This window comes from Agarivorans sp. 1_MG-2023, assembly GCF_030548385.1.
In the GTDB taxonomy this organism is placed as follows: domain Bacteria; phylum Pseudomonadota; class Gammaproteobacteria; order Enterobacterales; family Celerinatantimonadaceae; genus Agarivorans.
Map to the genome: position 1 here is coordinate 296,305 of NZ_JAUOSJ010000001.1, position 20,447 is coordinate 316,751.

Genomic DNA, 20,447 nt, shown 5'->3' on the forward strand with positions numbered 1-20,447 from the left:
CCCATTGTTTCAGCAATGTTGAATGAATAAGTTACGAACTGGTTAATTTTTTACTCATATAGTAGGCAAATAACGCGGATCTCCATAGATGACTTATCAAAAAGTAACTATCACTTTGGAACATAATTCAGTGTCCAAAAATCTGTTTGTGCATCGTTGTCTTTTCATTATATTGAACAGACCAGTTTAATCTTTCATCTATTGAGATTAAGATTATTAAAAAGCTAAAGCATTTATGTTAATTTGATTTTGTAGTTAATTGAGCTGCAATTTTCGTTAAAATATGGATGTGATATGAAATTTAGATTTATAGCAATGGCATTTCTGGCATTTACCCTAACTGCCTGTACTAGTTCTACATCGGTAGTATCTTCAGGAAACTTTGAGGGTTTAAGTAACGCAGAAGCTGAGAAAGGAACAATATTCGTTTACCGAGACAGTTCTTTTGCGGGTGCAGCTAATCAATACGACGTCATGCTAAATGGAGAGTTAGTCGGCTCTTTACCTAATGGTTCTTTTTTTAGTTTAGAACTTGCTCCAAGTGAAAACAAAATAGAGCCAAAAACCTTAACTTCAACAGGTTTTGGCAAGGGGACCGAGCTAAGTATTGAGAAAGGTACAGTACAATGCCTAAAATTAACGCTTAACTTTTGTTTATCCTGCAAAAGCGCTGATATAGATTTAGTAGAACAGCCACAATGTGAAGCTGAGATTAAATCACTGTCAAAAGTTAGCTTACGATAAGGATGACTCAAATATAAGTTAGTGCAGGCATTGTTGGTTGTTACATTATGTTAATGTTTGCTGACAAAGCCTGCTTTATACAGATTTACTGGCTAGCACTCGATAATGTTTACTGCTAAGCCACCGCGCGCGGTTTCTTTATATTTACTCTTCATATCACATCCTGTTTCCCACATAGTTTTGATGGCTTTATCAAGCGAGACCTTGTGTTCGCCGCTACCGCGCAGAGCAAGACGAGCAGCATTGATAGCTTTTAGCGCCCCCATGGCATTACGTTCGATACAAGGAACCTGTACTAAACCGCCGATTGGATCGCAGGTTAGGCCCAAGTTATGCTCTATGCCAATTTCAGCGGCGTTTTCTATTTGCTCAGGATTACCGCCAAACATGGCAACCAAGCCTGCGGCAGCCATTGAACAAGCAACACCCACCTCACCTTGGCAGCCCACCTCAGCGCCAGAGATAGATGCGTTGGTTTTATAAAGAGAGCCAATGGCGGTCGCAGTTAAGAAAAACTGATTAATCGCGTCTTGGTCGAGTTCTTGTACAAAGTTGTGATAGTAGTGCAACACCGCAGGAATGATTCCTGCTGCGCCATTAGTGGGGGCGGTAACTACTCGGCCGCCACCGGCGTTCTCTTCACTCACCGCTAGGGCATACAAGTTTACCCAGTCCATTACGTTTAAAGGGTCTGAACTTAAGTTTTGTTGGGAGGCCAGTTGGCGCTTCAAGCTTGGAGCTCGACGTGCGAGTTTTAAACCGCCAGGTAAAATACCTTCTTCACTTATGCCTCGTGCTACACACGCTTGCATAGTGTTCCAAATTTGCAGGGTATATTGGCTAATGGTGCGAGTAGAGCAGTGAACTTGCTCGTTGGCTGACACTACCGCCGCAATACTTTTGCCGCTTTCTTTGCAGCGAACTAGCAGTGACTCGGCGCTATCAAAGGGGTAGGGATAATTGTGCTGCTCAGCGCTATTCGATTCGCCTTCTTCAATAATGTAGCCCCCACCAATAGAATAGTAAGTTGCAGTTACGGCTTTTCCGTTATCTAAATGCGCATGAAAACTTAGGGCGTTACTGTGTGCTGGCAAGTGTTTACGGCGGTGAAAAACAATGGCGCCGCTGTTACCAAAATTAACCAGTTTCTTACCAAGCAAATTAAGCTCTTCAGATTGTTCAACTTGCTGAAGCAAAGCATCTACTTTATCAACGTCTATGGCTTCTGGGGATTCACCCATTAAGCCCAAAATTACTGCTTTGCCTGTACCGTGACCTTTGCCAGTTGCGCCTAAGGAGCCAAATAGTTCTACTTTAAGATAATCTACGCGGGCTAGCTCTTGTTGAGTTTCTAAACGCTCAGCAAACAGTTTTGCGGCTTTCATTGGGCCAACGGTGTGTGAACTAGAAGGACCAATCCCAATGGAAAAAAGGTCAAATAAACTTACCATTTCTAATCCTACTGCTAAGGCATGAATGTGATTAAGATGTTAATTCTGAGATTATAAGTATATTCAGTTATCTGCAACATTGAATGGCAAAATCACGCAATATTTTAGCGGTAGCTCCCCAAATTACGTGTTTATCTACTTTTATAAAATAAACCTGCTCTTTATGGCCATTTCGCGTAAAGCGGTAGCTGTGGTAGTTAGTTAACTGCAGAAATGGGCGTAGCGGTAATACCATTACTTGGGCTACTTCATCTTGGTTCAGCTTAAACAATAACTGTTCTGATGTGGTGGCTATAAAAGGGCGTACTGCAAAATTGCTCACTGTGGTTTGCCGTGGTAACTGACCATGCAAGGTGAATACGTGCGCGGGAATACCAATTTCTTCTTCGGTTTCCCTTAATGCTGTATGAGCGAGGTTTATGTCTTCGGGATCTTGTTTGCCGCCAGGCAAACTTATTTGAGAGGGGTGGTGGCGTAAGTGTGCGCTGCGCTCGGTAAGCACAATCCGATCTTCTTCTCCTTGTTGGGAGATAATTGGTAACAACACGGCGGCAGCATGTTTTGCGCTTCGTTGGCTATCGGTATTGGCAAGTTGAAGTAGAAACCGCTGTAAATAATGTTGCATAACAGGCATTGGTGATAACTTCTCCTATTGGCTTAGAACAGTGTTACTCCAATACTGGTAAGATACGACTGAGTTTGTCAAAGCTCTCTTGGTATTCACTGTCTACATTTGAGTCTACCACCACTCCGCCACCAGCCCAGCAGTATATCTTTTGATTTTCGCAAACGAGGGTGCGAATAGTGATGTTAGTATCCATATCGCCGTTGGCTGATATATAACCAATCGCCCCACAGTAGGCATTTCGTCGATTAGCTTCCAGCTCTTCAATGATTTGCATCGCCCGTATTTTTGGCGCGCCAGTAATAGAGCCACCCGGGAAACAAGCTGCTAACAGCTGCTCTGCTGAATATTGCTCCGCTAACTCTGCACGAATAGTACTAACCAAGTGATGAACCGCAGGAAAAGACTCTATGTCGAATAGTTTGGGAACAGATACGCTACCGGGTTTTGCTACGCGACCTATGTCGTTGCGCAACAAATCCACAATCATTAGGTTTTCTGCTTGGTCTTTCTCTGCGGCCTTTAACTCATCGGCAAGTTGCTTATCTAGAATGAGATCGCTACTTCGAGGCCGTGTTCCTTTAATTGGCTTGGTTTCTATTTGACCTTGCTTAAGGCTAATAAATCGCTCCGGGGAAACACTTAATACACAACTTTGTGGAAGTCGCAAAAAAGCTGAGAACGGGGCTTGATTAGCCGCAATGAGACGTTGATAAGCATCTAACTCGCTGCCTTGATAACTGGCTTCAAAACGTTGAGTCAAATTGATTTGATAACAATCGCCACTGAGCAAATAACGCTGCACTTGCGCAAACTTAGCTTGGTACTCAGCTTGGCTTGTATTACTGCGCCATGAACTGCTTAAGTTAAAAGCTGGTGTTTCTTGGCAGGTTTGAATACTTAACCACAAAGCACGTTCTTCTAAGCGCGCTTCTGCTTGTATTTGATCGCCAAGATCATGCCATTGAATGAGTGTAGTCTGTTGTTTTTCATGGTCAAAGATAAGAGCCCAGTCATAAAAACCAACGGCCATATCTGGGGTATTAAGATCTTGAGCGATTTGCTCAGGAAGCGTTTCCAAACTGCGGCCTAAATCGTAAGACCACAAGCCCATTGCGCCACCAACAAAAGGAAATTCTGTGTCGTTTGTTTGCGCATTGGGAAACAGTTGTTCTCGCAGCTCTTCTAATAATTCAAAGGGGGCTTTTGTACTTTGATAGTGTTGCTCGCCGAGGCTTACCTGTGAAACGCCTGCTTGATAAGCAATAGTGGCGATAGGATCGGCCACTAGAATATCGAAATGGTTATTCTCATGAGAATCTGCAGCCGATTGTAAAAAGCAGCACCATTGTTGTTGGGCGAGTTGCTCAAACACGATTTTTGGCTGAATAGGAAAAGTTTTACTAACAATCATATAGGCAGTTTAAGGTGACCGTTCACTAAAGGGTTTGTTGATGTAGAGAAAATGTAAAAACTTAGCTTAAGGTTATAGCAGGCTTAATGGCGCAAGGGTATCATAGGCGATGAAGGATAACGACTATAACCCTAACAGCCTTATAAGCAGCCTAAATAAAAGCTGTTGAAAATAAAGGCAATAATAAGGAAACGTGGAGACTTTATGACCATCATCCGTAAACAGGACTTCATTGACAGTGTTGCTGAATCACTGCAATTCATTTCGTACTACCATCCCATCGATTTTGTTACAGCCATGGCCGAAGCTTATGAAAAAGAGCAAAGCGTTGCTGCTAAAGACGCCATTGCTCAAATTCTTATTAACTCTCGTATGTGTGCTCAAGGCTTACGACCGATCTGCCAAGATACTGGCATTATTACCGCGTTTGTAAAAGTAGGCATGAATGTACAGTGGGAAAGCGATTTAACGGTTCAAGAAATGGTGGATGAAGGCGTTCGTCGCGCGTATACCAACCCAGACAATCCTTTACGTGCGTCGATTGTTGCCGACCCTAATGGCGCGCGTAAAAACACCAAAGACAATACCCCAGCAGTGGTTCACATAGATTTGGTAGCTGGTGATAAAGTAGAGATTATGGTGGCTGCGAAGGGTGGTGGTAGCGAAAACAAATCGAAGATGGTGATGTTAAATCCTTCTGATTCGGTGGCTGAATGGGTGCTTAAAACACTACCTACTATGGGCGCAGGCTGGTGTCCGCCTGGTATGGTTGGTATCGGTATTGGCGGTACGGCTGAGAAAGCCGCTGTGATGGCGAAAGAATCGCTAATGGATCCGGTAGACATTCAAGATTTAATCGCAAAAGGCGCAGAGAATGCAGACGAAGAACTGCGTTTAGAATTAATGGATGGCATTAATAAACTGGGCATTGGTGCTCAAGGTTTAGGCGGCCTAACCACAGTATTAGACGTTAAAGTTAAATCTTGCCCAACACACGCTGCGTCTAAGCCTGTGGTGATGATCCCTAACTGTGCGGCAACTCGCCATGCACATTTCCACTTAGATGGCAGTGGCCCAGCAGTGCTTACCCCTCCTAAGTTAGAAGACTGGCCTGAAATTACTTGGGATGTTGGCGACAACGTGCGTCGGGTAGACGTAAACACAGTAACTAAGGAAGATATCGCTAGTTGGAAGATGGGTGAAACGGTATTGCTAAACGGCAAAATCTTAACTGGCCGCGATGCCGCCCATAAACGCATCAAAGAGTATTTGGAGCAGGGTAAACCATTCCCTAACGGGGTTGATTTCAACGGTCGCTTTATTTACTACGTTGGTCCTGTCGATGCGGTGGGTGACGAAGCGGTAGGACCAGCGGGCCCTACAACTTCCACTCGTATGGATAAGTTTACCGACATGATGTTAGAAGAAGCGGGCTTGTTAGGCATGATTGGTAAAGCTGAACGTGGCCCTGCTACTGTAGACGCGATTGCTAAACATCAATCGGTGTATTTAATGGCGGTAGGTGGCGCAGCTTACTTAGTGTCTAAGGCCATTAAAAAAGCAAAAGTAGTCGCCTTTGAAGACCTAGGTATGGAAGCTATTTACGAGTTTGAAGTTGAAGATATGCCGGTGACTGTGGCAGTTGATTCAGATGGAAACTCTGCTCACCAACAAGGTCCGGCCATTTGGAAAGCTAAGATTGAAGAGTTAGATGCAAAACTAAGCCAATAAACCCGCTTAGTTTTGCAAGGTAAAGCAGCTTAGGCTGCTTTTTTTTGTGCCATTTTTTTGTTTAATAAGTAATCGGCAGAGAAGGGGCCCGCTCCCCAGATTACGTTGATAAGAATCATTAAACCCCAAAGCTGGTGGTCGTAAAAACCGCCTGGCCACAATACTGGGTAAGACACCACCGCAATGATGTTAAAGAAGAATAATTTGAGGGCGAAAATACGAGTAAATAAGCCCAGCACCAAAAATATGGGCAGTATTAATTCTGCCGCAGTGCCCAAATAAGCCGCTAGCTCCCAAGGCAAAATAGGCACTTGGTATTCTTCTTCAAACAAATAGAGGGTGGAATCCCAGCTGCTAAATTTTAAGTAACCTGAGCGAAAGAATACGATAGCGACCCATATTCGAGTAAAAGTGAGTAATAAGGGAATAAGTACCGCTTGCATTAATGCTACGGCTTTTAAATAAAGGTTATAAATTGGCATCATGGGACTCTCCTATCGGCGATGCAAAACTAAAATGGGATATACACTGATGTTGAATTGCGTCGCCTAGCAAAGGTTCTAACTCTGCGAGGCAATCAGCCGGTAGCTGTCCAAGAGGCAGGCCTTGTTGGCTATGTTTGAGAAACGCAAAAGCAGTTGCTGAAACCTGTTCTATTTGCACTTCAAAATTGGCTTGTTTCGTTAGTAAAATATGATCGTGTTGTTCTAGCTCTACCTGTTCAACTTGGTCATGTTTCACCATTTGGTAGATGGTAAAGAGAGGGAATTCGCTAGAGAGTAAAGATTGATGAGGCGCTAGGTGCAATACTGTGTTGCCCAATTGCTCAGCCGTAATGCTTTGCAATTCGGCTATTGAGAATGTTGATGTGGGTATTGCTTGCCCAGCAGTTTGTTCGATATACCAATCTAACAAAGCAATATCAGGTAAGTAAGGCAATGCGTTTAGTGCTTCTTGAGCTTGTAAAAACGTGTTAAAACCTTCTCCAAACAAGTTTAGATCACCTTGGTTATGACCGTATTGCAAAACAAAGGCTTTAGCACAGTGTTTAAAGTAATCCTCACCTACCAGTTTTTCAACGGTTGGGTAGGTGGCGCTTAAAGCCTCGCTCAAACTCAACACATAGTTGTTTTGATAAATTTGAATAGATTCTTCGGCACTTAAGGCATTGGACGCCAGATCGTTACCTAACAGATTGTTTTCGCGGTTTAACGACTCGGCGAAGCGTGATTGTAATTGTTTAAGCACAATTCACCTCGTTAAGGCTTTGGTCGATACCTTTAGCGGTATTTACTTCATTTACTAATACGCTAAGCTCGGGAAAATCGCTGTCCCATTCAATAAGGGTAGGGATTGTGTTAGCAAAGTGCTGTTGAAAATAACGATAAAGTTGCCATACCTCTTGATGTACTTTTTGGTTATGACTATCAATGAGTACGGTTCTATCGCCAATAACTTTTGGCGTAAATCCAGCTAAATGAATTTCTTTTACCGCGTTAATATTTAACTGTTCAAAGTAAGCCTTAGTGTCCCACGCTAGGTTGTGCCCGCTAACATAAACGTTGTTAATGTCTAACAACAAACCGCAACCAGTAGCTTGTACTAATTGGTTCAAAAACTCAGGTTCATGAATATGACTTTCGTGGTAAGCCAAATATGCTGACGGATTCTCAATCAATAGCTGCCTACCCAAAAAGTCTTGAGCTTGATTAACTCGACTAATAAACAACGCTAAGCATTCTTCGGTGTAGGGGAGCGGTAACAGGTCGTTATAATAACGCCCATTAACACTGCTCCAGCTTAAATGTTCAGAAACGATAAAAGGATTAACATCATCGATTAATGCTTTTAGCTTTTCTAAATGGTGTTGGTTTAATGGATCGGTAGAGCCTAACGATAGACCAACGCCATGCACACTAATCGGGCTATGCTCAGCAATACGTTTGAGCAGATGATAATCGTAAGAGTGCGGGTTGAAGTAGTTTTCAGCATGGACTTCTAACCAATCAATATCTTGATTTTTGCTTAAAAGTTGCTCTGCATACGCCGAGCGTAAACCTAGGCCATATTGTTTTTTCATCATAGGGTATCGTTTAAAACAGAAGAGGAGGGAGGTGCTGCCAAACTAACCTAAGTTAGTTTGGCAGGGGAACAAATTAGCTAGACTCTTTGCTGCTTCCAGCTAATTTGTCACATAAACCTTTTGGTAACACTACAAATGCATCTGATTGGTTGTCAGACGTTGCAGTACCGGCACATGAACTGGTTTTAGTGGCACAGTCGTTTTTACCTGCTTTGGCTACTCCGTAGCATTTCTCTTTACCGGCCGCAACGGCAGGTGTAGCGGTAAGAGTACCCAATGCGATTAAACCAGTTACTGCTGTTGCGATTGCGATATTTGAAGTTTTCATAAGATTTCCTTTATCAGTAGTTGTTGCGCTTGTTACAACTTGTTTACTTAGTTGTAGCTAATGAAACCGTATTACTAAAGGAAAAATTTCACGCCATTTATAAAAAACTGACAATTAATATTTATTTAGTTGCTGTATTTATTCGTAAAAAATTGCTTAAGCCCAGTAATGGTGTGGGCTTTCACTATATTAATAAGAAGCCAATATTTTTTATGATTTGTCTCCCAGCTTTTTGTTGAGTGTGCAGTTGCTACCGAAAATTATTCAATTTTCAAGCCGCGCAACGTTACATATTTGTAATTAGTGATGAGACCATAAGAGCGCTCACCCGGTGTAAAAGAGGTGGTTCTAAATAAAGATGAATCTTTATAGGTATAACCGGTCTTAACTTGGTGAAAAAAGGCTGAACTACTCATTGATGCTAAGCCGCTGAAAGGAAATGATTAACCACCCGAAAATGTAACAATAATCGTGCTTTTTAGTTTCATTTAGTTAATCATGTCAACATACAAGCTTTATAGGTTTAATTCATGAAAAAAGTTCTTTTATTTAGTGCGGTAGCAGTGTTGATCAATGGTTGTGTTCCTGTTCCTGATGATAGCCAAGCGCAGCGCAGTGGGCAGCAATACCGAGACACCATTATTGTTAACTCTGAGCCTGGATTTTCCCTAAGCAAAAACCAAACTGTTTGCAGCCACCCTTTACTAGAAGAAGCCTTACGTAACCCTCAGCGATCTGATGTTCAAGCCTATGACAAAATACACGTGGCGCTAGAACAAAAATTTACCAGCCTAGGCATAAACTACCAAACCACTGCCAACCAAGACTGTGATTATTGGATGGCTTTTGCGTTGCCGACTAGCCAAAAACTAAGTGATGAACAGTTAATGACCTTGTTTGGTGTATCGCCGGGTTTAGCTGATGACGGTAATGACCAGTTTCAGCGTGCGACGTTAATGATGAGTTTGTATACCGCTCAATCTAATTACCAAATGTGGCAAGTGAGTTTGCAGGCGTTTGCTGAAGTTGAAGAGGATGAGATGGGGCGTCGAAAAATTGCGCTTAAGCCTGAAGGCGTGGACTACGCAATCAATCGCGTATTTACCTATTTAGAGATAAAAGACAGCGAGTAAACCGCAGACAAAAAAAAGCCCAGCTACAGGGGGCGCTGGGCGTTCAATTTAAGTATTTAATTGCAGTGGCATAGATTAAGACCCGGCGTTTCAAATATAGTTTCAAATTATTTGATTTTTTTCTTAAAAAAATACAAGTCCAGTTCTCGTTTTTAGTTTCACTCTTAAATTATCCACTGTGAATGATTGACATCTGCAGACCTTAAACGTAGATTTTAAACAGGTGTTTTATTTTTAAGGTGTCATAGTGAGACAAGGAACTAAAAGTAAGATCCTCGATGCGGCTGAACGCTTGTTCGCTGAACGGGGTTTTGCCGATACCTCATTGAGGTTAATTACTTCCCATGCTGAGGTGAATCTAGCTTCGGTAAATTATCATTTCGGTTCGAAAAAAGAACTTATTCAAGCAGTGTTGATGCGTTATCTCGAGCAGTTTATGCCTTTAGTAGATAAAGCAATGCAAGAACATATAGAAAGCGCTACGCCCCCCAATCTCGATCAAGTTTTTTCTTCATTCATCGATCCATTACTAGAAATGAACCAAGTGAAGAAACACGGTACCGCCATGTTCCTACTATTATTAGGACGAGGCTATACCGATAGCCAAGGGCACTTGCGTAAGTTTATTACTCATCATTTCGGCGAAGTATTAAGCCGCTTTCAAGATGCAGTTAGGCTGGCTTACCCAGAGCTTTCTGATAGCGACATATTTTGGCGTTTGCACTTTACCCTAGGCACGGTGGTATTCACCATGGCGTCGAGTACAGCATTAAAAGAAATTGCCAGCGCAGATTTTAACGAAGAATTGAACACAGAAGGTTTGATTCGAAAAGTAATCCCCTATCTGGCTGCCGGTGTCGGTGCGCCAACCTAAACAATAAAAACTATAAAAGTACGTGAAATAAGGAAGAGCCATGACTATTTTGTTGATGTTAGTAACTGCCCTGGTAGTGCTTTTGTGCATACCAGATACGCGCAAAAAACTGGTGACTAGACCGGCATTTAAAGTATTTAAAAAGATCTTACCGCCACTTTCTCAAACCGAGAAAGAAGCGATGGAGGCTGGCTCGGTATGGTGGGACGGCGAATTGTTTGGCGGTAAGCCAGACTGGAACAAACTGCACAGTTACCCAAAGGCAACGCTTAGCAAAGATGAACAGGCCTTTATGGATGTTCAGGTTGCTACTTTATTAGATATGCTTGATGATTTTGATATCGTGCAAAATCAACGCGACTTACCTAAGCAAGTATGGGACTACCTTAAAACCGAAGGTTTCTTCGCGCTAATTATTCCTAAAAGCTACGGCGGTAGAGAATTCTCTGCTATTGCAAACTCAACCATCGTAAGCACCATTGCTACACGTAGCCTTTCTGCTGCAGTAACCGTTATGGTACCTAACTCTTTAGGCCCCGGAGAGTTATTACTTCACTATGGTACTCAAGAACAAAAAGATCACTGGTTACCAGGTTTAGCCGATGGTACGCATGTACCGTGTTTTGCTCTTACAGGTCCTGAAGCGGGATCTGACGCTGGTGCCATTCCAGATAAAGGCATTATTTGTAAAGGTGAACATAACGGCGAAGAAGTAGTGGGTATTCGCTTAAACTGGAATAAACGCTATATTACCCTAGCGCCAGTAGCCAGCGTGCTTGGTTTGGCCTTTAAGCTATATGATCCAGAAGGATTAATTGGCGATAAAGAAGAACTTGGCATTACTTGTGCGCTAATTCCAACGGATCATCCCGGTGTTCGCACGGGTGATCGTCACTTCCCGTTAGGCCTAGCATTTATGAATGGTCCTACGTTTGGTGAAGAAGTATTTATTCCCCTAGATTGGATTATCGGTGGTGCAGATTACGCAGGCAAAGGCTGGCGTATGCTGGTTGAGTGTTTGTCTGCTGGTCGCGGGATTTCACTTCCTGCACTTGGCACCGCGGTTGGGCACATGAGCTCACGTACTACCAGTGCTTATGCGTATGTGCGTAAACAGTTTGGCTTATCTATTGGTCGCTTTGAAGGGGTAGAGGAAGCTCTCGCTCGTATCGGCGGAATGACCTACCAACTAGAGGCTGCTCGCCGCTTAACTGCCGGCGCCCTAGATCTAGACCAAAGCCCAGCAATTGTTACCGCAATTGCTAAATACCACATGACCGAAATGGCGCGTACTGTCTTAGATGACGCAATGGACATTCATTCTGGCCGTGCCATTCAACTTGGCGCAATGAACTATCTTGGCCATGCGTACAACGGCGTACCGGTGGCAATTACTGTTGAAGGGGCGAATATTCTTACTCGCAACTTAATGATCTTTGGACAAGGTGCCACTCGCTGTCACCCCTATGTGCTTAAAGAGCTACAGGCAGCCGCTAACCCAGATGAAGAAGCAGGTTTAGCCGAATTTGATAGCTTGTTATTGAAGCATATTGCTTTTGGTGCGGGTAACTTCGCGGGTAGCTTATTCCAAGGCTTAACCGGCGCTGCATTTAACTCAAGCCCTGTTTCTGGTGATACCGCTGTTTATTACCGCCAGCTAACTCGTATGAGCCGTGGTTTAGCGTTGTGTGCTGACATGTCTATGCTGATTTTAGGTGGAGATCTTAAACGTAAAGAGCGTATTTCTGCGCGCTTAGGCGATGTACTTAGTAACTTGTACTTAGCATCTGCAACCTTGAAACACTATGAAGACCAAGGTCGCCCTGCAGAAGATTTACCTTTTGTGAAATGGGCTGTAGAGCGTAACTTGCACGAAATTGGTATCGCCTTTGAAGGCTTCTTCCAAAACTTCTCAAACCGCGTAGTCGCTCGAGTGCTTAAAACTGTCGTGTTCCCATTTGGTAACCGTTTTAAACTTGCTGATGACCAAGTGGGTCACCAAATATGCGAAACGATGATGACGCCTGGAGCGGCTCGTGAACGCCTAAGTCATTTGTGTGTTACCAATGGTGGAGAAGGGGACGCGGTAGCGATTATCGAACAAGCCTTTTTGGCCATGTACAAAGTTCGTCCACTAGAGCGTAAGATTGCTAAGGCGCAAAAAGCCGGTCAATTACCGCGTAAAGTGGCCTTAGATGAAATTGTAGAAAAAGCATTAGCACAAGATGTGCTGACTCAAGAAGAAGCTACAAACCTACTTGAAGCAGATAAGCTACGTTATGCTGCTATTCAAGTGGATCACTTTGAACCTGGTGAATTAGAAGCTAAAAACGCACCGATTGAGTCGTCGGCTAATGTTGCCTAAGGCTAAACGTTAATCCTTAAACTCCGCAAAAAGGATGCTCAATGAGCATCCTTTTTTATTTGGTACATTGCTGGCTAAGCCAATCAAATGAGGTTGTGTGGTCTATTTCATTGAAACAGCATTACGCAGCTGCACTATAAAAACTTATCTTTGTAGTTAACTAAGCTTTTAAAAGAGGTGAGCGTGTTTAGTTACGCACAGTAGAGTATATAAGAGGTGTTATTTGAGCTACAAAAAAGCCAGCGTAAGCTGGCTTCTAGAATAGCGTTATAAACTTATAAAGACTTATCAGTTCGAGAATCTTTTAAGCTTTGTTTCACTTTACGTAGGTTTTCGCGAAACTTTTCACCGCGGCGTAAAGTAAAGCCTGTTGCAAGTACGTCAATTAAGGCCATTTGCGCAATACGAGATGCCATAGGCATATACACGTCTGTATCTTCTGGCACATCCATCGACAGCACTAAGTTACATTCTTTGGCTAATGGTGAGTCTTTACTGGTAATACCAATCACAGTTGAATCATTTTGCTGGGCAAGTACAGCAATATCAATCATCGCTTTAGTACGGCCAGTGTGAGAAATCAAAATGATTACATCTTCTTCAGTAGCCACAATGCAACTCATGCGCATCATTACTACATCATCAAAGTAGCTAACGGGTACGTTAAAGCGGAAGAATTTATTTAAGGCGTCTTGTGCAACCGAAGCAGAAGCACCTAAGCCAAAGAATGAAATCTTCTTAGCTTGGGTAAGTAAATCTACTGCTCGGTTAACCGCATTTGGGTCTAAACTGTTTTTTGCTGCTTCTAGGCTAGCCATTGACGATTCAAAGATTTTAGAGGTATAAGCCTCTGGACCATCTTCTTCATCAACATGACGGTTCACGTAGGGAGTACCGTTTGCCAAGCTTTGAGCTAGGTGCAGTTTAAAGTCTGGGAAGCCTTTAGTATCTAAACGACGACAAAAGCGGTTAACGGTAGGTTCGCTTACATCTGCCAACTTGGCCAGTGCTGCAATACTTGAATGGATCGCCGTTTGAGGGGAAGCGATAATAACTTCAGCAACCTTCCGTTCTGATTTACTGAAGTTCTCTAAATTTTTAGTTATTTTTTCAAGAGTATTCATAATATCCGTTATTTTTAGCGCATTTGTTATGTCGGCGTTGTCAAATGTAATAATTTTTCAACAGAATATATGTCATACAATTACATAGACAATTAGCTAAAACAAGCCGAATTATGAGCAATCATAGACCAGAGGGGGATTTTATAGTTTGAGCTATGTCTAAAATCTTTTAAAAGGCTTATACAATTGGTAATTTACTAACGAAATTCTAGTACAAAAGCGGTAAAATTCCACAACACAAATATACTAGAGCCATCTTAATGACTGTTTGTTAGGATGAGTAATGTTATTTTTCTTTTTTTTGAACTTGGTATGAAGGAAAACAAAATGGCCAGTTTTGGTTTAATTGCCGATGTAGGTGGTACAAATATTCGTTTAGCGCTAGTTGAGTTAAAAACAGGCGAAATTGGACGACTACAAAAATATTTGTGTGCAGATTACCCAAGCATTGCAGACGTGATTTCTCTCTACCTAAAAGAGCAGCAAGAAACTGTTACTCAAGCCTGTGTGGCAATTGCTTGTCCAACAGATAAAGATTGGATTGCCATGACTAACCATAGTTGGGCGTTCTCCAAGAAAGAAGTTCAAGAGCAACTAGGCTTTGAAAACTTTCATGTAATCAATGATTACACCGGTATCGCCATGTCTATTCCTACATTGACTGACGAGCAAAAAATTCAAATAGGCGGCGAGCCAGCTAAAAGTGGCAACCCAATTGCCGTTTATGGCCCAGGCACTGGTTTAGGTGTGGCTCACCTTATTCATCACGACAGCGAGTACCTATGTATTCCTGGCGAAGGCGGGCACGTAGAATTTGCGGCTAACGATGATAAAGAAGCCCACGTATTGAGCTTCTTACAAAAACGTTATGGCCACGTATCTGCAGAGCGTTTGTTATCTGGCCCTGGCTTGGTAAACATTTACGAAGGCTTAATGGACATGCATGGTAAAACAGCTGAAAGCTTTCAACCATCAGATGTTACCTCACGCGGTATAGACGGAAGCTGCCCAGTATGTGTTGAAGCGATGGAAGTATTTTGTCGTGCCTTGGGATCGTTTGGCGGTAATTTAGCGCTTAACATGTCTACCTTCGGCGGCGTTTACATTGCCGGTGGCATCATCACTCGTTTTATGGACTTCTTTAATAACAGCGAATTCCGCGCTCGTTTCGAAGATAAAGGCCGTTTTGTAGATTTTGTTTCTAAAGTACCTGTTTATATCATTACTGAAGAACAACCCGGTTTACAAGGTGCTGCTGCTTACTTACGTCAAAGCAACGGATACCGAATCTAAATAACCCCTTAAGATTTAGCCGTTAAAAAAAAGAAGCTTCGGCTTCTTTTTTTGTTAGTGCTGTTGAATTTGTTTAAGAACTCGTCAACCACGTAATTTTAGGTAAAAAGTAGTTGACCCTTACTAAGCCTATCCGTAATCTAGCGCCACATTATTGCCAAGCGCAGTAATTCTATTAGGTGACGTGTCCGAGTGGCTGAAGGAGCACGCCTGGAAAGTGTGTAAGGGGCAACCCTTCGAGAGTTCGAATCTCTCCGTCACCGCCATCTTCAAGTTTAAAGACGTCCAAGGACGTCTTTTTGCTTTCTTTATGTTTAATAAATTCAATGTCTTAGCGTCCATTGTTGTCCAGTAACGTCCACTGAAATCCACTGCTTTAAGTAATACCCTCTATTTGTTCAGAATATAATGAATTGAGAGTATTTTTGGAGACAAAAACTTAGCGTTAAGAGGCGTTAAAAAAGCCAAAGGAAAAACTGGCTTATAGTTAAAGTGCGATTAGTCATAAGTTTTGTTGATAACTTTTGAGCAGCCAATTTTGAGTTAACTTAAAGAAAATGAATACACCATAATCACTGATTTTAACGTGAACTTGGAGCTTGACTGATAGCCAAGTGAAACTAAGTGATTTAAATCCAAGTTCACTATACCCAATAAAATAGAGGTTATTTTGTAGACGTGCATTGGCTATCTGACATAGAAGTCTCTGAATCACCACATTCTAATTTATGCGTCCCATCATGATAAAATGTGTATTGCTCCCACTGTCCATAACTGTCATGAATCGTCATTACCTGAGCGGGTCTATCGGCGCTTTCACTGAAGTTATTCTTTGTTCTAGACCAATAGTTTGCTCCATGAGAGTCTTCGTTATAAAAATCAGAATTCACCTTCTCTCTTATAGGGGTTAAGTCTTCTTGTGTCACTGTATCCGTCACACCAATAAGGTAGCTAAACCCACTATCATTATTTGTATGGTAAAGGTGCTCTGTAGAGCTAGTTAATTCAGAACTGTTATAGTTTTTGGTAATTAAAGACTGTTCAACCTCACTACCTACGATCATTTGTGATTCACATTCTGTCCAGTCGTTTACGTCATAATAAACTGAGTTTCTAAGGCCTGAAGATTGCTGCAAAGTTGTTTCTAGCCATTCACTTATCGAGCAGCCATAGCCAAAGTCGGCATAGACCAAATTAACTGTTTTCTCTATATTTACACCGTCTCGCTGCACCGTTGTCATGGTGTTTTTATCAAATAAGCTCACTTTGGTATTGAGATCATCAGACATAATAAAAGTTTCGGAGGTAAAGTTACCATTAGATGATTGAATAAACTCATAACGGAACCAGTCGTCATATCGCGAATCATTGCTAGTTCGCCGCCCTAAAAAATACTCAACCCAAGCAAAATCCGCGTTTGGGTGTTCATCTAGTAATTGCTTAGTCTCTTCATAAGACTTTTGCAAACCGGGTACCAATTTTTGAGCAAGCTGATGAAGTGATTCATCGCCGGAGTGGATATAGTCTGCGTACAATTCGCTAACTGTAATGTTGTATCTATTAGCAATTCGCCATTCTTGTTCACGCAAACGATGCGCGATATCTTCTCTTAGTTCTTGTTCTGCAATAATAGACTGACAAGACAGATTTCCTGATTGATAAACGCGAAGCTCTTGCTCAACCTGTTTCCAAACAACTGAAGTTAACGGCGTTAGATTCAACAAGTCATGATTAGTTGTTAGTGCAAATGGGGGAGGGAGCACCATTGAATAAGCATATTCTATAGGCGTATCAACAAAATCAGTATCAATTGCACCCACTGGTACGTCTACAACTATAGGTACGTACTGAGCACATTGGCCGTAACGCGACGGAATAACTAGCTCAAATTCCCCCTCTTCTTGCGTCACAACACTGGGCTCACCGCTATCATGTAAACTGTTGAAGTTTAGATCTAAGAAAACAGTAGCACCGATGATGTAGCCATCAATCGCTTTTCCTTTAAAGGTTTTAACTGGGTTATCGTTGTCGGTACTACTGCCACCACAACTTACTATTAGGGGCAAAATAGAACAGTGTATTATGAGTTTAAATAGGCTCATTCTTAATCCTTATATACAGTGATCCATTCAGGCATGGCCTCACGCCTGAATGGATGTTTTAGTGATTCTTTTTAGAGGGTTAATTTAAGATTTTTTGTGCTTTCAGTAGCTTTAATTTTGAAGAACATTGCATAAAGTACTGGCACGATAATTAAGGTGAGTAAGGTTGCGAAAGTAAGACCAAATACCAATACAACCGACATTGATTTAAAGAATGCATCAAAGAACAAAGGAATAACCCCCAGCACTGTGGTTAATGCTCCCATCATTACCGGCCTAACTCGGCTGGCTGCGGCATCAACAACGGCATCGTGTCTTGGTTTCCCTTCAATAATTTCCAAATCAATTTGGTCAACTAACACAATGGCATTTTTAATCAGCAAGCCAGACAACGACAGTAGGCCCAAAATAGCCATAAACTCCATTGGTGTACCTGTGGCTAATAAGCCTGTAGATACTCCAATTATTGCCAAAGGTACTACCAGCCAAATAACTACTGGTTGCCTCACCGAGCCAAACAACACAAACACAGTAATCACCATCGCAATGAGACCTAGTGGAATGGTTGATGCTAAATTGTCATTGGATTCTTTAGAATCACCATGCTCACCGCCCCAATTCAAGGCATAACCTTCTGGAAGGTCAATCGCTTCAATCTTTGGTTTTATGCGATTGAATAGATCGGTTGTCAGTTCACCTGGAACGGGATCGGATTGCGCCTTAATTTCCCATTGGCGATCAACTCGCCTTACTAAACCATCACGCCATACCGTTCTATATCCGTTAGTGACTTGACCAATAGGTACGCTAGCCCCGGTGACAGAGCTGATAACCTGTAGGTTATTAATATCGCGAACGTTGTTACTCTCCGCTCTGGGGGCTTTAGCAATAATTGGAATTAGCTCATCGTTGTGGCGGTAAGTCCCTATTCTCATTCCTGAGAAGTTAGTTTCTAGTGCAGAGGCTAAGTCTTGTCTAGATACGCCAACTCTTTGGGCCGCTTGTGCTGCATAAACAGGCTCGATTACGCTAATAGCTTGTCGCCAGTCATCTTTAATCGATAAGGCTTTACCATCTTCGGCCATTATTGCTTTGGCTTGGTCAGCAAGGCGGTGCAATACTTTAGGATCAGGGCCACTAAATTTAGCTTCAATGCGTGAACCTCCGCCAGGCCCTAATACAAACTTCCAGGTTTTACCTTGAGCATCAGGGTATGAGTCATCGATATAGCGTTGAATATCGATCAGCAATTCATCGATAACTTTGTCATTTTTTGTGCGTATAAGTAGTTGCCCGTAAGCGGAGTTTTGTGACTCTGGGGCATATACAAGCATGAAACGCGGTACGCCTCCACCAATCGACGCTTGTACCGTTGTGACATCATCTAAAGACTGAATATGATTTGCTAGGCTTGCGATGTCTTTTTTGGTTTTAGTGATGTCGGTGCCTTGTGGTAGCCAGTAATCGACAACAAACATAGGAGTAGTGGAGGCGGGGAAAAAGCCAGGCTTAACAAACTGAAATCCCCACACTGAAGCACAAAACAACGTAACAATTCCCGCTACAACAATAAAACGTCGCTGAAGCGTGGCGTAAAGTAGCTTTTTATATAATGCCGAGAAGCGACTACCTGTTTGTTGGCTAACCTTGTCATCTGAAGACTCTTTGAATAGCCAGAAACAGAATAGTGGGGTTAAGGTAATGGCAAATAACCAGCTATACATTAAAGATATAAGGATTACCCAGAAGAGGTGACCCGTGTATTCCGCGGTCGATCCTGGGGCGAAGCCAATGGGAGCAAAAGCTATAATTCCTACTAATGTTCCCCCCAACAAAGGCCAAACCGAGCGTCTAACAATTTGTTTGGCAATGTCTAATTTCTTAATACCATTTAGTACACCCACTAATATTCCTTCGGTGACAACAATCGCGTTGTCTACCATCATTCCTAAGGCAATAATGAGCGCGCCTAATGAAATGCGATGCATAGGAATATCAACAAAATTCATCGTTGCAAGAGTTGCAAATATTGTTAGAAGCAAAATAGCGCCAATAACAATGGCTGACTTAAAGCCCATAAAAATAAGCAGTGTTACAATCACTATCACTAGTGCTGCAATCACATTTATTACAAAGTTTTCAACCGATGAATCGACTATTTTACCTTGGTGGTAAAACTCATGGAGTTCAATTCCTAGGGGCCTTAAGTTTTTGGTTTCAGCTATCTTGGTGTCAATATCTGAACCAATTTTAACGATGTTACTGCCTAGAAAGCCTGAAATACCTATAGCCACTGCAGGTTTACTGTTATACAGGTATTCTTTTTCTTCCGGCTCGCTATAACCACGCCAAACTCGCGCAATGTCTTTGAGATAGATAAGTTTGCCGTTTGCGTCGGTACTTATAAGGAGGTTTTGAATCGACTCAACCGAGTCAACAACATTGCTTGGGTCTATAACCAAGCGCTTATTACCCACTTTAACGTTACCTGATGAGACCACTGCATTCTGTTGAGACAGTAAGCTGACGATGTTAGAAATCGCTAATCCAAGCCTTTTTGCATCTTGATTGGATATTTCGACATAAATAGCTTCTTTTTGTAAGCCATCAAGGCTAACCCGAGCAACGCCGTTTACTTGAAGTAATGAGCTTTGTAAGGTTTTAGCATACTCTTTTAACTCAGTGTTCGAATAACCGTCGCCTGTTACAAAATAGAGCAAGCCAAACACGTCACCAAAGTCATCTGCCACATAGGGTTTACCTGCCCCTGTAGGTAAAGCTGACGATACGTCACTGATTTTATTGCGCAGTTTGTTCCAAACTAGCTGTAAATCACCTCGACTTTTCGATGAGTTATATCTTACCTCTACGTTGATTTCTGACTTACCGTAGGTTGAAACAGATTCAATCGTTTTAATTTCGGCTAATTGTTGAATCGCTTTTTCTAAAGGTTCGGTAATCTCCAGCGCGACTTGATGGGGGCTTGCGCCAGGATAGCTCGTAACAATAATAGCTTGCCTAATCGTAAATTCAGGGTCTTCAAATCTGGCCATGTTTTGATAGGCTTGCCATCCGCCAACAATCGTTAACAATATGACAATCACGCTAAACACAGTGTTTTTTATTGTAAATTCAGCAATATTCATTAGTACTCGCCTGCTTACTGTTAACTTTTACAAA

At 42.3% G+C, this 20,447-nt stretch carries 16 protein-coding genes and 1 tRNA gene; 7 read left to right on the plus strand and 10 right to left on the minus strand.

Annotation, left to right across the window (positions count from 1 at the left end; translation table 11 throughout):
- The first annotated feature begins 294 nt into the window (after positions 1–294).
- The gene (locus Q4592_RS01060) at positions 295–744 is read left to right on the plus strand and encodes a DUF2846 domain-containing protein (RefSeq protein ID WP_303508667.1); all 450 of its coding nucleotides are present in this window, start codon (positions 295–297) and stop codon (positions 742–744) included.
- Between the two features lie 92 nt (positions 745–836).
- Here the strand turns inward: Q4592_RS01060 and Q4592_RS01065 are convergent, their stop codons facing one another.
- The 3 genes from Q4592_RS01065 to pabB all read right to left on the minus strand — a co-directional run bounded on the left by Q4592_RS01065 (position 837) and on the right by pabB (position 4,234).
- Entirely contained in the window at positions 837–2,195 is a 1,359-nt protein-coding gene (locus Q4592_RS01065; protein ID WP_303508669.1) for an L-serine ammonia-lyase, read from the minus strand.
- A gap of 67 nt (positions 2,196–2,262) precedes the next feature.
- Entirely contained in the window at positions 2,263–2,829 is a 567-nt protein-coding gene (locus Q4592_RS01070) for a CoA pyrophosphatase (RefSeq protein ID WP_303508671.1), read from the minus strand.
- Positions 2,830–2,863: 34 nt separating this feature from the next.
- Positions 2,864–4,234, minus strand: a complete 1,371-nt coding sequence (gene pabB, locus Q4592_RS01075) for an aminodeoxychorismate synthase component I (protein WP_303508674.1) — start codon at positions 4,232–4,234, stop codon at positions 2,864–2,866.
- Between the two features lie 204 nt (positions 4,235–4,438).
- Between pabB and Q4592_RS01080 the strand changes: the two genes are divergently transcribed.
- Complete coding sequence (locus Q4592_RS01080) at positions 4,439–5,965, plus strand: fumarate hydratase (protein WP_303508675.1); 1,527 nt, start codon at positions 4,439–4,441, stop codon at positions 5,963–5,965.
- Positions 5,966–5,994: 29 nt separating this feature from the next.
- Here the strand turns inward: Q4592_RS01080 and Q4592_RS01085 are convergent, their stop codons facing one another.
- The 4 genes from Q4592_RS01085 to Q4592_RS01100 form a co-directional block, all read right to left on the minus strand.
- Entirely contained in the window at positions 5,995–6,450 is a 456-nt protein-coding gene (locus tag Q4592_RS01085; RefSeq protein WP_235836183.1) for a DoxX family protein, read from the minus strand.
- Complete coding sequence (locus Q4592_RS01090) at positions 6,434–7,213, minus strand: DNA-binding domain-containing protein (protein WP_303508688.1); 780 nt, start codon at positions 7,211–7,213, stop codon at positions 6,434–6,436. The genes Q4592_RS01085 and Q4592_RS01090 overlap by 17 nt, the downstream gene beginning before the upstream one ends.
- A complete protein-coding gene (locus Q4592_RS01095) occupies positions 7,206–8,048 on the minus strand; it encodes a DUF692 domain-containing protein (protein WP_303508690.1) in 843 nt (280 codons plus the stop codon). The genes Q4592_RS01090 and Q4592_RS01095 overlap by 8 nt, the downstream gene beginning before the upstream one ends.
- Positions 8,049–8,121: 73 nt before the next feature.
- Entirely contained in the window at positions 8,122–8,376 is a 255-nt protein-coding gene (locus Q4592_RS01100; RefSeq protein ID WP_137672921.1) for a DUF2282 domain-containing protein, read from the minus strand.
- Positions 8,377–8,906: 530 nt separating this feature from the next.
- Here Q4592_RS01100 and Q4592_RS01105 point away from each other — a divergent pair.
- The 3 genes from Q4592_RS01105 (at position 8,907) to Q4592_RS01115 (ending at position 12,748) form a co-directional block, all read left to right on the plus strand.
- Positions 8,907–9,509, plus strand: a complete 603-nt coding sequence (locus tag Q4592_RS01105) for a hypothetical protein (protein ID WP_303508694.1) — start codon at positions 8,907–8,909, stop codon at positions 9,507–9,509.
- A gap of 247 nt (positions 9,510–9,756) precedes the next feature.
- Positions 9,757–10,383 carry a TetR/AcrR family transcriptional regulator gene (locus Q4592_RS01110; protein WP_137672919.1) on the plus strand — a complete coding sequence of 209 codons (627 nt, stop codon included), beginning with the start codon at positions 9,757–9,759 and terminating at the stop codon, positions 10,381–10,383.
- A 40-nt stretch (positions 10,384–10,423) separates the two neighbouring features.
- Positions 10,424–12,748, plus strand: coding sequence for an acyl-CoA dehydrogenase (locus tag Q4592_RS01115; RefSeq protein ID WP_303508698.1), 2,325 nt, complete (start codon positions 10,424–10,426; stop codon positions 12,746–12,748).
- A gap of 275 nt (positions 12,749–13,023) precedes the next feature.
- Here Q4592_RS01115 and Q4592_RS01120 read toward each other — a convergent pair whose 3' ends face one another.
- A complete protein-coding gene (locus Q4592_RS01120) occupies positions 13,024–13,872 on the minus strand; it encodes a MurR/RpiR family transcriptional regulator (RefSeq protein WP_016401844.1) in 849 nt (282 codons plus the stop codon).
- Positions 13,873–14,199: 327 nt separating this feature from the next.
- Between Q4592_RS01120 and Q4592_RS01125 the strand changes: the two genes are divergently transcribed.
- Positions 14,200–15,165, plus strand: a complete 966-nt coding sequence (locus tag Q4592_RS01125; RefSeq protein WP_303508710.1) for a glucokinase — start codon at positions 14,200–14,202, stop codon at positions 15,163–15,165.
- Positions 15,166–15,343: 178 nt separating this feature from the next.
- A tRNA-Ser gene (locus Q4592_RS01130) sits at positions 15,344–15,431 on the plus strand.
- Positions 15,432–15,830: 399 nt separating this feature from the next.
- On the opposite strand, the gene Q4592_RS01135 is transcribed toward Q4592_RS01130, so the two are convergent.
- Both Q4592_RS01135 and Q4592_RS01140 read right to left on the minus strand, forming a co-directional pair.
- Positions 15,831–17,267 (minus strand): hypothetical protein, encoded by a 1,437-nt coding sequence (locus Q4592_RS01135; protein ID WP_303508712.1) that lies wholly within the window; start codon positions 17,265–17,267, stop codon positions 15,831–15,833.
- Positions 17,268–17,338: 71 nt separating this feature from the next.
- Entirely contained in the window at positions 17,339–20,413 is a 3,075-nt protein-coding gene (locus Q4592_RS01140; protein WP_303508713.1) for an efflux RND transporter permease subunit, read from the minus strand.
- Positions 20,414–20,447: the final 34 nt, after the last annotated feature.

Bases quoted from the DNA above. Each gene is read 5' to 3' on its own strand.
- Q4592_RS01060 (WP_303508667.1), top strand. From the start codon at position 295: ATGAAATTTAGATTTATAGCAATGGCATTTCTGGCATTTACCCTAACT.
- Q4592_RS01065 (WP_303508669.1), bottom strand. From the start codon at position 2,195: ATGGTAAGTTTATTTGACCTTTTTTCCATTGGGATTGGTCCTTCTAGT.
- Q4592_RS01070 (WP_303508671.1), bottom strand. From the start codon at position 2,829: ATGCCTGTTATGCAACATTATTTACAGCGGTTTCTACTTCAACTTGCC.
- pabB (WP_303508674.1), bottom strand. From the start codon at position 4,234: ATGATTGTTAGTAAAACTTTTCCTATTCAGCCAAAAATCGTGTTTGAG.
- Q4592_RS01080 (WP_303508675.1), top strand. From the start codon at position 4,439: ATGACCATCATCCGTAAACAGGACTTCATTGACAGTGTTGCTGAATCA.
- Q4592_RS01085 (WP_235836183.1), bottom strand. From the start codon at position 6,450: ATGATGCCAATTTATAACCTTTATTTAAAAGCCGTAGCATTAATGCAA.
- Q4592_RS01095 (WP_303508690.1), bottom strand. From the start codon at position 8,048: ATGATGAAAAAACAATATGGCCTAGGTTTACGCTCGGCGTATGCAGAG.
- Q4592_RS01100 (WP_137672921.1), bottom strand. From the start codon at position 8,376: ATGAAAACTTCAAATATCGCAATCGCAACAGCAGTAACTGGTTTAATC.
- Q4592_RS01105 (WP_303508694.1), top strand. From the start codon at position 8,907: ATGAAAAAAGTTCTTTTATTTAGTGCGGTAGCAGTGTTGATCAATGGT.
- Q4592_RS01115 (WP_303508698.1), top strand. From the start codon at position 10,424: ATGACTATTTTGTTGATGTTAGTAACTGCCCTGGTAGTGCTTTTGTGC.
- Q4592_RS01120 (WP_016401844.1), bottom strand. From the start codon at position 13,872: ATGAATACTCTTGAAAAAATAACTAAAAATTTAGAGAACTTCAGTAAA.
- Q4592_RS01125 (WP_303508710.1), top strand. From the start codon at position 14,200: ATGGCCAGTTTTGGTTTAATTGCCGATGTAGGTGGTACAAATATTCGT.
- Q4592_RS01135 (WP_303508712.1), bottom strand. From the start codon at position 17,267: ATGAGCCTATTTAAACTCATAATACACTGTTCTATTTTGCCCCTAATA.
- Q4592_RS01140 (WP_303508713.1), bottom strand. From the start codon at position 20,413: ATGAATATTGCTGAATTTACAATAAAAAACACTGTGTTTAGCGTGATT.